Source organism: Bacillus sp. SN1 (assembly GCF_002796895.1).
GTDB classification, from domain to species: domain Bacteria; phylum Bacillota; class Bacilli; order Bacillales; family Bacillaceae; genus Bacillus; species Bacillus inaquosorum.
The window spans coordinates 285792-300194 of sequence record NZ_PHIE01000004.1 but is presented as its reverse complement, the minus strand read 5'-3'; the positions used below and the strand labels follow the sequence as shown (position 1 = coordinate 300194).

The window sequence follows — 14403 nt, the reverse complement described above, 5'->3', positions numbered from 1 at the left end:
TTTGTAAATGACAAGTACAGTTCCCGAGAAAAAGCAATTAAAAATGAATGTTTTCCGAACATTTTCTAAAAGGTGTCATATGCGCCCTCCGGATTGTTTATAGTATAGATGAAAACGTGTCCACAAGGAGGGCGATTTATGCTGCAAACGCCGATCGGAAGACTTCGCACGATGGGTTTTATTGAAGGAATGTCACTCTTAATCCTGCTGTTCATCGCCATGCCGCTGAAATATTGGGCGGGCCTTCCGCTTGCGGTGACAATTGTCGGTTCGGTTCACGGCGGATTGTTCATATTGTATTTGCTTGTCTTGGCGTATGCGGCCTTCTCTGTCAAATGGCCGCTGAAATGGTCAGCCGCCGGCTTCATCGCCGCTTTTGTCCCATTCGGAAACTTTTTGTACGACCGCGGATTAAGGAAATATAAATAAGTAAGTGCGAAAAAGGCTGGATCCTTTATGATCCAGCCTTTCTTATTAAAACCACTTTGTCAGCCACGCGATATAGTAGGCGCCCGGAATAAACATCAGCTGGGCGAGGAGTGTGCCCGCCACCCTTGATGTGACCATCGTTACAGAGGTCCATTTTAAATACGTATAGCTTCGTTTTCCTTTTGCCACATCGTCGGCAAGAACGGATACCTTAGGATCAACAAAAACGGCCAGCAGCATCGTCGCAATCCCGTTGATCAAGCCCGATGCCATGACCGCTGTCGTGCTGCGCTCCGGCGCCAGAAGGCCTGCGTACAAAGCTGAAAGCACGCCGATCGTATAAATGGATGTGATCAGCATGTTGATCACAAATAAACGCTTAGGAATCAAGCGAATGTGAAACCCTTTTACATACGAAATAGACGGCAGACGCAAATAGGAAAGGGCATTTTTGAATCCTTGTTTGGAGAGTCCCTTTTTGAACACTTGAAAAACGGAGCCGCCGCCGCTCGCCAAGTGAATAATCGCCCGTGAAAAAAGAGCGACGAAAGACGGAAGCAGGATAATGCCCAGGATGGTGCCGACTGTCGATCCGAAAATCAAGAAGCGGAACTGCTCGCCGACAATCGCCAGGGCGTTTTTTCCCGCATCATCAATTAAATGTCCGGTAAAGGGCTGCTGCACCATGTTCGACATTCTTGACACAATAACCATGACATTAAACAGGGAAAGCGCGGACGCAATAAATCCAACGCGGGCCCCGGAAAGCCTTGTGGCATAAGCTAACGTTTCTATCGAGTGAATCAGTAATAAAAAACAGAAAATAAAAAGTACTTGTGTTGTAATAACATGCACGTTATTCTTCCTCCAATTTCATCCTAGAGATAAGACTGGAAAGAAGACAAAGAGGTTTCAGTGCGATGTGTTTTTTAACAATAAAAAAACCGCCGGCATACGCCGAGCGGTTTGTCTTATTCTTTTCTATACGCAAATAAAGATTATATCATCCGCCAAGTCGGGCGGGGTAGATTCATAAAGCATTGTTCCGAAGAATCATTCTGGAAAGTAAACACCATGGAAATTTCTTGAACACAAGACAACGAAAGCCCTACCTCTCAATCGTCACTGCGGCTCCGAAGCCGCGCCGGTGTGAATTGTAAAACAAAAAAGTCTTTTTTCCATCTCATCGTTAGGGGCGATTTGTTATGAAGGAAAAGAATAAGGGCAGCTGGTTTGCTGCTTGTGAAGCGGTAAAGCTTCTCTCTTAAAACAGAAAAAAGAAGTTTACTTTCTTTTTTATTTGCTTATTTTTCTTGCTTAGCTATTCATGATAACATATCGCCCCTGCAAATACAAACTTTTTATAATTCGAGTGAGACTGGCGTTTTCTCTCCGGCATTCATCAATCTGACATCCTCCGGTTCAATTTCAAGAATCACCAGATTCGGATCATCCTTACCGTCAAACCAGCGCTCTAATTTGGAACTCCATATTTTATCCTTCAGTTCAGCCGAATTGTTGATTTTGGCTTTTCCTTCAACTTCAACATACGCGTCGCCAAAGCCCTCACAATCATAACCTAATAAAATATGAACATTGGGGTTATTCTCAATTTCTTCGGCTTTATGAGTGTCCTTGCTTGTCGGTGTGTAAATCGTCAGCCCGTCATGGAAAAAAGTCATGTAGCGGGAATGCGGCTTGCCCTTTTCAACCGTTGCGAGCGAGCCTACTTTATGGTGATCTAGAACATCAAGCACTTTTTGTTTAATGTCTTGCTGATTCATCTCGAATCACTCCTTTTTAACGTCTCCGCTGTTACTTTTCCACATCCCGGGAAGATTTAAACAAGAAAATGCGCGCGCTATGTTTTTATCCTTTCCATTCACGCTTTAGCAAGCTGTAATAGACAAGGTCATGATGACTGCCGTTAACGAATAAGCCGTCCCGTGCCATTCCTTCTTCTTGAAAGCCGAGCCGCTCGGGGACCGCTCGGCTTTTTTGATTCCCGGCAGCCGCGCAGAGAGCAACGCGATTCAGTCCAAGCTCTTCGAAAGCATATGTGATGAGAGTTCGGCAGGCGGCGGTAATGATGCCTTTGCCTTCAAACTCTTTGGCAATCCAATAGCCGATTTCCCCTTTTTGATTGATCTGATCTAGATGATGGAGGCCGATCATGCCGCATAGGGTGCCGTCATAAAGAAGCCCCGCTTCGATGCTGCTTAGGTCGGCATACTCCCGCCGCCAACCTGGAATGATCGTTTCTCTGTACGTTTCAGCGCTGCTTGGATTTTCCGCCCAAAACAGCCACTGGCCGAGCCGCTGCTGATTTTCGATAATGAGTTCGGAAAGCCGCTCCGCATCCTTTGGCTCCAGTAATCGAATGGTGATGTGCTCATTTACCTTGCAGGTAAACATTTCCTCGCCCTCTTTCCTTTTTTACCCATTATAGCGGCGATTTTATTTTTTTCAATACAAAAAAGGATGGGCTGTTACACCTCATCCTTATATTCTTGGATCGGTAAAGATATCATGTTGATCTGTGCTCGTCGAAGACATTTCCGTCACCACGGCACCTTCTTCCCCGGCCTGGAACCAATGCTTGGTGTTCGGCGGAATCGTATATTGCCCGCCCGGTTCAAGTTCAATTTCGTGCCAGACCGTATAGTGTTCTCTGTCCTCCTGCGGTGGGAGAACCTTTGGAAGCTGCGTTTTTTCTCCTTCTACGTAAAGATACACTTTTCCGTAGCGGCAGCGGAATGTCTCCTGCTTGCCTTCCTGGCCGTCGACCGGCGGATGGCGGTGTTCCGGGCAAGTCTGTCCCGGAAACAGCACCAGTTCCTTTGAGCAATAACGGTCTGTATTGACGTAGATGAAGAGCTGGAGCCCGACTTTTCTTTCTTTTCCTAAGCCGTAGTCCATCAGCTGGATGTGGTCTACTTCCTCATCCGTTAATACAATACCGGCCTTTTGATAATAGCTGTTTACTTCCTCTTTCGTGATACCCATATGTCTCACTCCCTCTTACGTCGTCACAAAATCTCCGCCGTTGACATGCAGCGTCTGGCCTGTCATGTAAGATGACTCATCTGAAGCCAGCAGCACATAGCAGCCGACGTGCTCAACAGGCTGACCTGGACGGCCCATCGGGGTATTTTGCCCAAATTGAGCGACTTTATCTTCAGAGAACGTAGATGGGATTAATGGTGTCCAGATTGGACCCGGTGCCACTGCGTTTACGCGGATGCCGTCTTTGACAAGCGCCTGCGCCATTGTTCTTGTAAAGGCATTGATCGCGCCTTTTGTTGCTGTATAATCAATCAGCGTCGGGTTCCCGCGATACGGATTGATAGATGTCGTGTTGATGATGGCGCTGCCTGGTTTCAAGTAATCAATTGCTTTTTTAGTCAAATAAAATTGAGAATAAAAGTTTGTTTTGAATGTGCGGTGAAGCTGTTCGCTCGTAATGTCTTTGATGCTTTCCTTCGGGTGCTGTTCACCGGCATTGTTTACAAGGATGTCCAGGCCGCCTAGTTCCTTGACCGTATTTTCAACCGCTTCATTGCAGAATTCCTCTTCGCCTACGTCACCAGCGATCAACAAGCATTTTACGCCTTCTTGTTCTACACGCTTCTTAGTCTCTTCGGCGTCCCCATGCTCATCCTTATACACAATGGCGATGTCAGCGCCTTCCTTTGCGTAAGCGACGGATACCGCGCGTCCGATCCCGCTGTCGCCGCCTGTAATGAGCGCTACTTTTCCTTTTAATTTGTCCGCTCCCTTATAATTCTCATACTCATACACCGGACTTGGATTCATTTCGCTTTCAATTCCCGGCTGGCGATTTTGGGTTTGGGCCGGCAGTTCTTTTGGATAATTGGCCATGATGATTCTCCTCCTTTGTTTTCATGTCTATTTGTTGTGTACCTCACACGTTCTTTGGATAAACATGGATTGGCACCTTCGCATTGCTTTATCAGAAAAATGTTTCACATGAAACGCAAGGAGGAAATAACTTGCAAAGGGGGTTGCTGAATGATTAACATGCTTTCTAAAAAATTCAGCAAGCCAAAGGGCGTATTCGGCATGATTGCCGGGTACATCATGGCTGCTGAAAATAGAACACTGAATCAGTGGACAATCAATCAGCTGGGGATCACACGCGGGGACAGTATTTTAGAAGTGGGGTTTGGGCCGGGATACTGCATGCAGCAGGTGCTGAAGCGTGAAAAGGACGTTGACCTTCACGGGATTGATGTGTCAGAGGTGATGCTGAAGCTGGCCGCCCGCAGAGTAAAATCGAAGCCTGTGCGCCTGATACAAGGAAGCGTCGAGACATTTCCTCTCACCGACTCGTTTTATAATAAAGTGATTTCCGTTAACAACTACACCATCTGGAACGACCAGACAAAAGGCATGAAACAGATTTATCGGGCGCTAAAGCCCGGCGGCAAAGCAGCGATTACGATGCAGCCGAGGGAAGCGGACGCCAGTCCTAAGAAAACCAAATCATTTGGAAAACAGATGATTGCTGACTTCAAAGCAGCCGGCTTCGAAGACATTGAGTTGCAATTTAAAAACATTAAGCCTGAGCTTTCTGTCTGTGCTACTGCAAAAAAGCCCGCCACATAAGTGGCGGGCTTCTTCTTTTACGAATGTACGGCCTGCTTGCGCAAGACGTCTTTTTTTACTTTGCCGAGGTTATTTTTCGGCAGTTCGTTAACAAATTCAACTTCAGGTATTTTGTAAGCGGAAAGGCGTTCCTGGCAAAATGCGATGACGTCCTCTTCCGTTATACGCTGGCCGCCGTTTGTCACGATAAACGCTCTCGGTTTTTCCCCGTACAGCGGGTCTGGTATACCAACTACCGCTGTTTCAAGGATTCCCGGGATCTGCTGGATGACTTCTTCAACCTGATCCGGATAGACGTTATCGCCTCCGTAAATAATGACATCCTTGTAGCGTCCAGTGATAAAAATAAAACCATCTTCATCTACATAGCCTGAATCTCCGGTTTTGAACCAGCCGTTTTGCAGCACTTTCGCTGTCGCTTCAGGGTTATCTTCATAGCCTTTAAATAAGAATGGCGTGTGAACAACGATTTCGCCGATTTCTCCTTGAGGGAGTTCTACTCCCGTCTCAGGATCTTCGACTTTGACTTTAACGCCTTCCACAGGTTTCCCCGCAGATGCCGCTTTATCCATTCCCATCTCAGGCAGCCATGTGCTGATTCCCCAAGCCTCAGTGCTTCCATAGCCGTGCGCGAGCGGAATGCCGATATCAAGATAGCGGCGGATCAGGCTGCTCGGCACTTTTGTTCCGCCTGTCATCAAAATCACAAGCGAAGATAAGTCGGTTTGATGCGTTTCCCACGCTTCAAGCAAATACGTGTAAAACACAGGAAGAGCCATCACGGTTTGAATTTTTTCTTCTTCAATGACCTTCAGCATATGAACAGGATCTTGATCCTTTGTAAAAATGAAGGTTGTTCCCGCAAAGGTTCCAAGCATGATGCAAATGAGCGCACTCGTATGATAAATCGGGTGGCACGCGAGAAAACGAAGGCCCTTCATGCGTGTTGTTGAGCTGTTGGATCTTGTTACGTATCTGTATATGCCGCCATGTGTGATCATGCATCTTTTCGGGTTTCCTGTCGTTCCAGATGTAAACATCAGAAGCGCTGTATCGTCAGGGGAAACCATTTCAGTTTCCGGCAAATGGTCAGGACCGGCAAACAGAGCTTCAAATTCAGCAGATGTTTCGTAAGCTGTTCCTGTTTCCATCGTAATCCGGAGTGTGGACAGTTCAGGAAGAACTTCGTCCAGTGTTTCTTTAAACTCCGCTCCGTAAAACATCGCTTTCGGTTCACTTGCTTTTAAAATGCCTGTCATTTCATATGGTTTCAGCTGCCAGCTGACAGGTACGACAACAGCACCTATTTCAAGCGCGGCGAACATAACAGTTGATGCGGGATGGCCGTTTTTGCAAAGCAATGCAACGCGGTCGCCTTTTTGAATTCCTTTTTGCAGCAGGGCATTCGCCAGCTGGTTAATCCGTTTGCGGTAACCTGCATACGTCAGTGTATGGGCTCCGCTTTTTACAGCCTCTATTTCTTCGCTATCCGGCATGTCATGCAGAATAAGATGCTGTAATGTCTCCATATCGTCATCTCCTATATTCTCTTGAATCTTCAATAATTTGTTAGATTTTCTTCCTTACCTCACCCATTTTAACCCAAAAAAGATCACTTGTAAAACAATTTCATTTTGGAATTATTCTATTACTGAATGATAAAATAGTCCCGCATTTTCTTATTTTTTACCCCATTCACATAAAAACACACGCCAATTTTTTGACGTGTGCCATGTACTGTTATGGTATGTTTTTTTCTTTCATCCAAGTGAAAAATATGCGGTTTAACCGCTGATACAGTTCTTGTTCTCCCTCTTCCTGAAACCCCGCCATGCTTTCGCTGCTCTCGATAATGGCGGAGCTGATCGCGCTTAAAATTTCCGATCCTTCAGCAGATAATGAGCCAGGCGCCATCATCACGAGGATGCGTGTCATGTTGAGGGTATTTCCGTCCATGCCATTCACTTCATAAGAGGTGCTGAGATCATACATTTTGAAAAAAGGCAGGACGATTTCATCATTTTTAAGATGATAGAGCGCCATGTTTGTCCCAGGGATTCCCAACCCCCCTTGTTTCTCCCGCTCCGCCAGGCAAACCGCGGCTTTTTTCGGATCTCGGATCAAGCCATCCTCTTTCAGCTGCTGGAATAGCTCTAACAGGAGCATGCCATGATCGGGTTTCGTTTTGATGTGTGTAAGTGTAAAGTGGCGCAGCACATCTTGAATAACGGCCATATACCGCCCCATGCTTTCCGACGCTGCCAGCATGTCAGGTACATCAGCTTGCTGCGCCTCTTCCTTCGGGCTTCTTTTTTTCTCAAGAATGAGCGGAATTTTTCGCTTGATATACTGCTTCACCTGGTTTGCGTCTTCTTCATTTAAAAGCGGACTGACCATAATGTAATCAATGTTTTCGTAAGGAATCGGAACGGTGGAAACAATCATGTCATAGGACTGAACTTCCCTGCCCTTCAGCTCGATCAAGGATGACATGTCAAACGATTCAATCTCCGGCAGCTCTTTCTTCAGTCTGGAAGCTAGCATTTTCGAAGAGCCGATCCCGCTTGAGCAGACGACAAGCGCTTTCACTTTTGCTTCTTCTTTTTTGATTTCAAGGGCCGAGCCGAAGTGAAGGACGATAAAAGCGATCTCATCATCAGAAAAGGACATGCCCGGAAAATACTTTTCCACGCCTTCTTCGATCGCCATATAGAGCAGAAAATAATCGCGTTTGATCTGTTCCTTCATCGGATTGTATATCTCGATATTTTCTTTTATGCGGCTGACGGCCGGCTCCAAATGGGCAATCAGGCCTTCATATAAAGAGTAGTTTTTCGTGAGATCCATTCTGATTTTGTCTGAAATAAAAGCAATGAGCCGCTTTGTTTGCAGGGCTGTTTCCAGTTCGATTTCCTGCGCTTTGTATTCTGTTTTGTATTTCCGATTGGCGCTTCGAAGGTGAATCGTGATATAGCCGACCTCCGCCTCCGGAATCGCCACACTGAAGGCACGTTCAAGCTCGCCCGCGATTTCAAGAGCGGAGCTGTATTCTTTCGCATTTTTCAGTTCCTCAAGCTCATTTTGCTCCATGGTGATGGTTTCCCCAAGCTGGATCCGTTCGATCGCAAACGTCAGATGGACGACGAGCGCTATATAGGAGCTGTCGGACAATGAAAAAGCGATTTTTTCTTTCAGCTGAAACAAGATACGCTCCATTTTTAACAGCTCGCCTTTACTGACTACGCCGAACATTTTCTCTGAAGAATCTGCTTTTCCTTTGATGTTTAATTCAACCGCTTCCAAAAACATTTGGATGTCGAGGCGATTCACAATCAGGTTGCCGACAATTTTACGTTTCGCATTCTCCGGCCCTATGAGCTGGATGCCAAAGCCTCTTTTACGGATCAGTGTCAAACCGAAGGGAGAAATCCATTTTTCGAGCTCATCTAAGTCGTAGCTGATCGTGGCATTCGTCACCTGCAGATCATGGGCTAGCGTGTACAGTTTGACGGGCTCCTGAGACTCTAATAACGAACAGAGAATGAGCAGTTTTCGTTCGTCCGCGCTATATTCATGCTGTTCATATGATAAATCGGTAAGCAGTTTTTGTTTATCCTCGGGACTTCCCACAGCCTTCAGCCCTTTGCCAGGCTGTTTATCGAGCGTAAGCCCGACGGTTTCCATCAGCGGCTTAATTGATTTGAGCTCCCTGTGGATGGTTCTCGTGCTGACTTCCATCAGCTCAGCAAGCTCAGTTACGGTTACATATCGGCTTTGTAATAATAAGTGCTTTAAAAGCTTTTGTTCTCTGGCAGTCATATACATAAAAAAGGCCTCCTAGACAGTCGTGTTGTGCGGGTGAAGTTGCAAGGAGATTCATGAGAGGAAAAAAGAGAGGTTTCTTTATAATATAAAACGCTTTCAAATGAGATTCAATCACTTATAAATGGGAATTTGGCACTAAGCGGTGTGACAATATTGAAAAAGCACCAGCTGCTAAGCTGATGCTTTTTGTTATGGAATATCGTGACCCTGTGCAGCTGTAAAAATACGGAACCACTGATCATGGTCCAGCTTGTATGCCAACGCATTTACTGCGGCGGAAATCCGCTCGCGTTTTCCGCTTCCGACAATCGGCATGATGCCGGCCGGATGCGTGAACAGCCATGCGTACATCACCTCGTCCAACGAAGCGGCGCCGATTTCCGCCTGAACGGATTCAAGCGCCGTGCGGACCCGGCCGTCTTTTTCCGTGTCACCAGTGAATACTCTGCCGCCTGCCAACGGTGACCAAGCCATCGGTGAAATCCGTTTTTCCTGACACAGGTTCAGAGTGCCGTCCAGAACATTTTCTAATTCATATGCGGAAAGCTCAATCTGGTTGGTCACGAGCTTCTCAGGCAAATACGATTCCAGCATGCGATACTGGTGATCTTTAAAATTGGAAACACCGAAGTACCTGACCTTGCCGGAGCCTTTCAGCGCCTGAAACGCCTCTGCTACTCCCTCCGGATCCATGAGCGGGTCCGGTCTGTGAATCAGCAGCACGTCGATATAATCCGTTCCAAGGTTTAGAAGGGATTGCTCAACGGATGCCAAAATATGTGATTTACTTGTATTATAATGATGCGATCTGTGAGCGGGACGTTCAGGTGATTCAAGAACGATGCCGCATTTTGTGACCAGCTCTATGTTTTCTCTTAATCCGGGCGAAAGGGCAAGGGCGTTTCCAAACAGCTTTTCGCACGTATAGCCCCCGTAAATATCCGCATGATCAAAGGTCGTGATGCCGTGATTGATACACCATTCAATGAGGCTGAGCAGTTCAGCATCTGAATAGTTCCATTCATTCAGCCGCCAAAGCCCGTGTATGACTCTTGAAAATTGAAGATCCTCCGCCAATTGAATACGCTGCATGCAAAATCCCTCTTTTCCTTGTATAAACCGGGTCTTGCCCCTTACTAGTTCATTCGGCCTCAGATCCCCTTTTTCCTTTCGCTCCCGTCAAAAAGGCATTTTAATTCGATTGAAATAGCTTCTTCGCTTTCTCCACAACATAGTGGCTGCCGCCGCGGTCCTGCACATTTTGAATCATCATGGCGACAAGCAGGTCTTTGTTTTTGTAATCGTACCCGACGAACCAGCCATTTTCTGCGCCGTCTTTATCATCTTTTGATGTTTTCAGCTCAGCTGTTCCTGTTTTTCCGGCAACAGTGATTCCTTTCACAACAGGCTGATACGCTGATCCGCGCTCGTCTTCCACAACGCCTTTCAGACCTTTTGTAATGTCTGCCGCTCCTTCCTTCGTGACCACTTGCTTGTGCCAGACATCAGCTGTTTGTGAGTCTTTTTTGATCAATGTCGGTTTGACAAGATCCCCGTTGTCAACAAATGGTGTGTAAGAAGCTGCCAAGTGAAGCGGAGACATTTGCATTTGCCCTTGTCCGTACCCTGTATCCGCAAGCAAAATGTCTGAATCGAGCTTGTCATTTGCAATAGACGACTTCTGGGTCGGGAATTCATATGGAATGTCCTCTGAGAAGCCAAACGTGTTCAACCCTTTTGTAAAGTTGTCTGCCCCCATATCAAGCGCGTTCTGTGCAAAATAAATATTGTCTGATGTAATGAGGGCATTTTCCAGATCGACTTGCTGAAGGCTCTCAGACACACGTGTCACTGAATAACCGCCCCAGCTTGAATCCTTTTGCCACTCTTTTCCTTTGATTGTTTTCTTCTCATCTGCTTTAAGAGTGCCATTTTTGATTCCGATGGCAGCCGCAATCGGTTTAATCGTAGAACCCGGTGCGTATGTTTTGTTGAATTTCGCTGAAAACGGATTGTTTTTATCTTCGTTTAGTTTTTTCCATTCCTTATCACTCCAGCCGAAAATAAATCCGTTTGGATCGTAAGAAGGTGCGCTGACAAGAGCGAGTGTTTCGCCTGTCTTCGGCTGCAGTGCAACTGCCGTGCCGCTGTCATCCTTCAATTCATCATACAGCTTCGTTTGCGTGTTGATATCAATTGTGAGGCGAAGATCCTCGCCGTCCTTCGCTTTCTTTTCAGCGATGACTTCTCCGGTTTGCGGCACGTAGATTTTCCATCCGGTTGTGCCTCTTAGTTTGTCCTCATACACATTTTCAAGTCCGGCGATGCCGATGTTAGACGTATCACTGTACGTTCCGTCTTTCTTTTTCTTCAATTCTTCTGCAGTAATAGCGCGGACATAGCCTGTTAAATGGGCTGTCTTTTCGCCATACGGATAATAGCGGGAGCCGACATTCGTTCTTGTTACGCCTTGTAATGACGTCGCCTCAGACACTAATTTTTTCTGGTCCGGCTTGACTTTTTTGAGCGGCACAAACGAATCGTCTTTCACCCAGCTTTGATTCAGATTTTTCTTGATGTCATCTTCAGTCAAATCAAGTTTTTTCGCGAGCTCTTTTATGACTTTTTCTTTTTTATCGCCAAGCTCTCCGGGAACAATTCCGATTTGAGGAACATCTGTATTGATGGCTAAACCTTTCCCGTTTTTATCGTAGATTTGGCCGCGTTTCGGTTCAATGCTGGCGATTTGCACTGTTTTGTCATCTGCCAGCTGCTTGAAAATAAACGACGGGTCCCAATCTATATTCCATGACTCCTCATCATCTGTTTTTTGTTTTTTCAGCACAGCGGTATTTTTGAAGCTGACCTTGCCCGCATTTGTATCCATGCTGACTTTATATGGGATGTGCTTCATTGTCTCGTTGTCTTTATCGTCCTTATCCACTTCTCCCGCAGTGACTTTCAGATTTTTTACGCCTGCCTGCTCATAGATGGTTTTATACCTGTTGACGAAATCTTTTTTGGAGATTTCTTTTTTAACATCTTTGGTCAGGCTTTGATACATGTCATCGAATTGCTGATCGTTCCATTGTTTCACAAATGCTTCCATGCGATCCTCTGGTGAATCTGTCTTGGAGCATCCGATTAAACCAATCAATCCGACGCATAGAAATACTAGTAGAATACACTTTTTTAACATGACTTTCCCCTGCCTTCCATTTGTTATTTTCTCTTAAATGAATTGGTGCGTGCAAGATTTTTTTGAAAATGAAGGAAAAGGTTCACCGATTTTGCAGAAATCTCCTGTCGTTTGCTGTAGACTATTTGAAAAGAAGGAAAGAAGGGATGACATGGTCAGAGAGGCAGCAATGCTTCACATTAAAGAAGGGCTTGAACAAGAGTTTGAGGAGGCGTTCCGGCAAGCGGCGCCGATCATTTCCGGCATGAAGGGCTATATCACGCACTCGTTATCTAAATGCATGGAAGAAACGCATAAATATTTGCTGCTTGTGGAGTGGGAAACACTTGAGGACCATACGGAAGGCTTTCGCGGTTCTTCAGAATATCAGGAGTGGAAAGCCTTGCTTCATCGGTTCTATACCCCGTTCCCGACGGTCGAGCATTTTCAGGATGTGTAATAGATTTATATAATATGAAGTGTAAAACCGATGAGAGAGACAGACCATACGAAAACGGCGGTATAAATATTAAAAGCGCCTGAGCCGTCGTTTTCTTTTTTGCGCTCTTCAAGCCCCTGCATAAACATGACTGCGCCAAGAAAGACGAGCATGACCGATTGAATAACAGAGGTATGTTCCGTATAGTTAAAAGCAATAAGCGCCAGTATAATAATGATAACCGCAAAAGACATTTTAAAAATCCGAAACAAAAGGACCATCCTTCCTTATATACGAAATATTGAACGTTATGGCTATATTTGCCTACGTCCTCCATTATTCTAGCGCACTTTGTTTGTCTGTAGAACAGAAGACAGAGAATTTTAAGTTTCTTTTAATATTTCAATCACACATAAAAAACGCGCCCTGTCATGAGGCGCGTTTTTTATGAAACTGACAATTCTTTATAGCCTAACTTGTGAACGGCTTCAGCCATCGCTTGATAGCCTTTGCTGTTCGGATGGACACCGTCAAAGGACAGATATTCCTGCTCTTTTCCTTTGAAGATGCTGTAGGCATCCGCGATTTTGACATGGGGTGCTGATGCAAGTGTTTCTAAATGTGAATTAAAAGATGTGATCCATTTGCCAGCGATTTCAATGCCGGGAAACGGATTATATAAGTTGAATACACGGATGGCGTACGGGGACGGATTTTCTCCTTTGATTTCGGCGATTTTGGCAATCATCTTTTCAAAATTCTCATGGCAATGGGCAGATGCATGGCTGAAAATCGTTTCATCCTTAGACGTTTGGTAGGCTAAGACTGAATCGATCAGATCATTTCCGCACCCTGTGATCGTTATCATGTCTGCGCCCTTAATGCACTTTTGCACAAAGGGATATGACAGGAGCCCCAGGATTTCTTCTGTATTTAAGCCTGATTTGGCAAAGATGGATATTGCTGTTTTTGTTTGCAAGTCGGCTTCCATCATGTCTCCGAAACGCTGGACGAAGCCGGGAGAAAACAGCCCGGAGCCTCTCCCCGTCGTCAAAGAATCCCCCAGAGCTGTATATTGAAGCACCATGTTCTTTCCTCCACTCCTGAACGTCGATACGTTAATGTACGCAGTAGAGAAAAGATCGGCTACTTATGAATACCCTATTTTTCTGGAAATCTGCAAAGCGGCGTCCTTCACCTTTTCCGTTAAATAAGGCAGCCTGTCTTCTGTAAACCTTGCTTCAAAGCCTGCAATGCTGATGCCGGCTGCGACTTGCCGCTTATGGTTAAAAATCGGGGCACCGATAGCCGCTGTATAGTTTTCGAGCTCTGAATAGCTGATGGTATAGCCATTTTTCACGGAAGCATCAATCTCCTGCAGCAGTTTTTCGGGATCAGTAATCGTCCCGGACCCAATTGAAATGAGTTCCGTTTGTTTGATGTATGTTTCGATTTCTTCACGGGGAAGAAAGGACAAAATGCTTCTGGCGCACGCTCCCGCATACAGAGGAGAACGCCTGCCGATCGCCGTGTACAGCCGCACAGTCTGCGTCCCTTCTATTTTCTCAACGTATATCGCTTCATTACCGTCTCTCATGATCAATTGCACGGCCTCATCCACTTCACTGCACAGCTCTTCCATCACCGGTTTCGCTATTTTTCTGATATCCAGCCTGTCAGCGACGAGCTGGCCGAATTCCAAAAACACCAGTCCCAGCGAATAAGCGCCTGACGAATCCCGATTGAGGAATCCCATTTCCTCCAAAGAGCTGACCATACGGTGAACAGAGGTTTTCGGCATTCCTGACAGCGACACCAGTTCACTTAAGGTAAGGCTTGGTTCATGCAAAAACAAATTAAGCAGAGCCATAGATTTGACTACGGTTTTGTTTTTATTCTGCAT

General features: G+C 45.8%; 15 protein-coding genes. 3 read left to right on the top strand and 12 right to left on the bottom strand.

The genetic code is table 11. The features are described from left to right. Nucleotides 1-138: 138 nt before the first annotated feature. Nucleotides 139-429, top strand: a complete 291-nt coding sequence (locus tag CVV77_RS15620; RefSeq protein ID WP_019257503.1) for a DUF3817 domain-containing protein — start codon at nucleotides 139-141, stop codon at nucleotides 427-429. Between the two features lie 45 nt (nucleotides 430-474). On the opposite strand, the gene amj is transcribed toward CVV77_RS15620, so the two are convergent. The 5 genes from amj to CVV77_RS15595 form a co-directional block, all read right to left on the bottom strand. Further along, entirely contained in the window at nucleotides 475-1284 is an 810-nt protein-coding gene (gene amj / locus CVV77_RS15615; RefSeq protein ID WP_100275841.1) for a lipid II flippase Amj, read from the bottom strand. A gap of 506 nt (nucleotides 1285-1790) precedes the next feature. Further along, on the bottom strand, nucleotides 1791-2213 hold the full coding sequence (locus CVV77_RS15610) for a pyridoxamine 5'-phosphate oxidase family protein (protein ID WP_088111530.1): 423 nt from the start codon (nucleotides 2211-2213) through the stop codon (nucleotides 1791-1793). An 85-nt stretch (nucleotides 2214-2298) separates the two neighbouring features. Continuing rightward, entirely contained in the window at nucleotides 2299-2844 is a 546-nt protein-coding gene (locus tag CVV77_RS15605; RefSeq protein ID WP_088111531.1) for a GNAT family N-acetyltransferase, read from the bottom strand. 87 nt (nucleotides 2845-2931) lie between these two features. After that, nucleotides 2932-3435, bottom strand: coding sequence for a D-lyxose ketol-isomerase (gene lyxE, locus CVV77_RS15600; RefSeq protein ID WP_084994629.1), 504 nt, complete (start codon nucleotides 3433-3435; stop codon nucleotides 2932-2934). 15 nt (nucleotides 3436-3450) lie between these two features. Further along, a complete protein-coding gene (locus CVV77_RS15595; protein WP_019257500.1) occupies nucleotides 3451-4311 on the bottom strand; it encodes an SDR family oxidoreductase in 861 nt (286 codons plus the stop codon). 150 nt (nucleotides 4312-4461) lie between these two features. On the opposite strand from CVV77_RS15595, the gene CVV77_RS15590 reads away from it, so the two are divergent. Then, nucleotides 4462-5058 (top strand): class I SAM-dependent methyltransferase, encoded by a 597-nt coding sequence (locus CVV77_RS15590; RefSeq protein ID WP_181280843.1) that lies wholly within the window; start codon nucleotides 4462-4464, stop codon nucleotides 5056-5058. A 17-nt stretch (nucleotides 5059-5075) separates the two neighbouring features. Here CVV77_RS15590 and CVV77_RS15585 read toward each other — a convergent pair whose 3' ends face one another. The 4 genes from CVV77_RS15585 to pbpC all read right to left on the bottom strand — a co-directional run bounded on the left by CVV77_RS15585 (nucleotide 5076) and on the right by pbpC (nucleotide 12082). After that, nucleotides 5076-6587, bottom strand: coding sequence for a class I adenylate-forming enzyme family protein (locus CVV77_RS15585; RefSeq protein WP_100275840.1), 1512 nt, complete (start codon nucleotides 6585-6587; stop codon nucleotides 5076-5078). A 211-nt stretch (nucleotides 6588-6798) separates the two neighbouring features. Next, nucleotides 6799-8883, bottom strand: coding sequence for a mannitol operon transcriptional activator MtlR (mtlR, locus tag CVV77_RS15580; RefSeq protein ID WP_100275839.1), 2085 nt, complete (start codon nucleotides 8881-8883; stop codon nucleotides 6799-6801). Between the two features lie 189 nt (nucleotides 8884-9072). After that, nucleotides 9073-9975 carry an aldo/keto reductase gene (locus tag CVV77_RS15575; protein WP_088111533.1) on the bottom strand — a complete coding sequence of 301 codons (903 nt, stop codon included), beginning with the start codon at nucleotides 9973-9975 and terminating at the stop codon, nucleotides 9073-9075. Nucleotides 9976-10075: 100 nt separating this feature from the next. Further along, complete coding sequence (gene pbpC / locus CVV77_RS15570) at nucleotides 10076-12082, bottom strand: penicillin-binding protein 3 (protein WP_100275838.1); 2007 nt, start codon at nucleotides 12080-12082, stop codon at nucleotides 10076-10078. A gap of 151 nt (nucleotides 12083-12233) precedes the next feature. Between pbpC and CVV77_RS15565 the strand changes: the two genes are divergently transcribed. Further along, on the top strand, nucleotides 12234-12521 hold the full coding sequence (locus CVV77_RS15565) for an antibiotic biosynthesis monooxygenase family protein (protein WP_019257494.1): 288 nt from the start codon (nucleotides 12234-12236) through the stop codon (nucleotides 12519-12521). A 5-nt stretch (nucleotides 12522-12526) separates the two neighbouring features. On the opposite strand, the gene CVV77_RS15560 is transcribed toward CVV77_RS15565, so the two are convergent. From CVV77_RS15560 to CVV77_RS15550, 3 genes are all read right to left on the bottom strand, one after another. Beyond that, complete coding sequence (locus CVV77_RS15560) at nucleotides 12527-12772, bottom strand: YczI family protein (protein ID WP_003240256.1); 246 nt, start codon at nucleotides 12770-12772, stop codon at nucleotides 12527-12529. Between the two features lie 173 nt (nucleotides 12773-12945). Continuing rightward, nucleotides 12946-13587 carry a spore germination lipase LipC gene (gene lipC / locus CVV77_RS15555; RefSeq protein ID WP_100275837.1) on the bottom strand — a complete coding sequence of 214 codons (642 nt, stop codon included), beginning with the start codon at nucleotides 13585-13587 and terminating at the stop codon, nucleotides 12946-12948. A 63-nt stretch (nucleotides 13588-13650) separates the two neighbouring features. After that, the gene (locus tag CVV77_RS15550) at nucleotides 13651-14403 is read right to left on the bottom strand and encodes an IclR family transcriptional regulator (RefSeq protein ID WP_088111536.1); all 753 of its coding nucleotides are present in this window, start codon (nucleotides 14401-14403) and stop codon (nucleotides 13651-13653) included.

Bases quoted from the DNA above. Each gene is read 5' to 3' on its own strand.
- CVV77_RS15620 (WP_019257503.1), top strand. From the start codon at position 139: ATGCTGCAAACGCCGATCGGAAGACTTCGCACGATGGGTTTTATTGAA.
- CVV77_RS15610 (WP_088111530.1), bottom strand. From the start codon at position 2,213: ATGAATCAGCAAGACATTAAACAAAAAGTGCTTGATGTTCTAGATCAC.
- CVV77_RS15605 (WP_088111531.1), bottom strand. From the start codon at position 2,844: ATGTTTACCTGCAAGGTAAATGAGCACATCACCATTCGATTACTGGAG.
- lyxE (WP_084994629.1), bottom strand. From the start codon at position 3,435: ATGGGTATCACGAAAGAGGAAGTAAACAGCTATTATCAAAAGGCCGGT.
- CVV77_RS15595 (WP_019257500.1), bottom strand. From the start codon at position 4,311: ATGGCCAATTATCCAAAAGAACTGCCGGCCCAAACCCAAAATCGCCAG.
- CVV77_RS15590 (WP_181280843.1), top strand. From the start codon at position 4,462: ATGATTAACATGCTTTCTAAAAAATTCAGCAAGCCAAAGGGCGTATTC.
- CVV77_RS15585 (WP_100275840.1), bottom strand. From the start codon at position 6,587: ATGGAGACATTACAGCATCTTATTCTGCATGACATGCCGGATAGCGAA.
- mtlR (WP_100275839.1), bottom strand. From the start codon at position 8,883: ATGTATATGACTGCCAGAGAACAAAAGCTTTTAAAGCACTTATTATTA.
- CVV77_RS15575 (WP_088111533.1), bottom strand. From the start codon at position 9,975: ATGCAGCGTATTCAATTGGCGGAGGATCTTCAATTTTCAAGAGTCATA.
- pbpC (WP_100275838.1), bottom strand. From the start codon at position 12,082: ATGTTAAAAAAGTGTATTCTACTAGTATTTCTATGCGTCGGATTGATT.
- CVV77_RS15565 (WP_019257494.1), top strand. From the start codon at position 12,234: ATGGTCAGAGAGGCAGCAATGCTTCACATTAAAGAAGGGCTTGAACAA.
- lipC (WP_100275837.1), bottom strand. From the start codon at position 13,587: ATGGTGCTTCAATATACAGCTCTGGGGGATTCTTTGACGACGGGGAGA.
- CVV77_RS15550 (WP_088111536.1), bottom strand. From the start codon at position 14,403: ATGCAGAATAAAAACAAAACCGTAGTCAAATCTATGGCTCTGCTTAAT.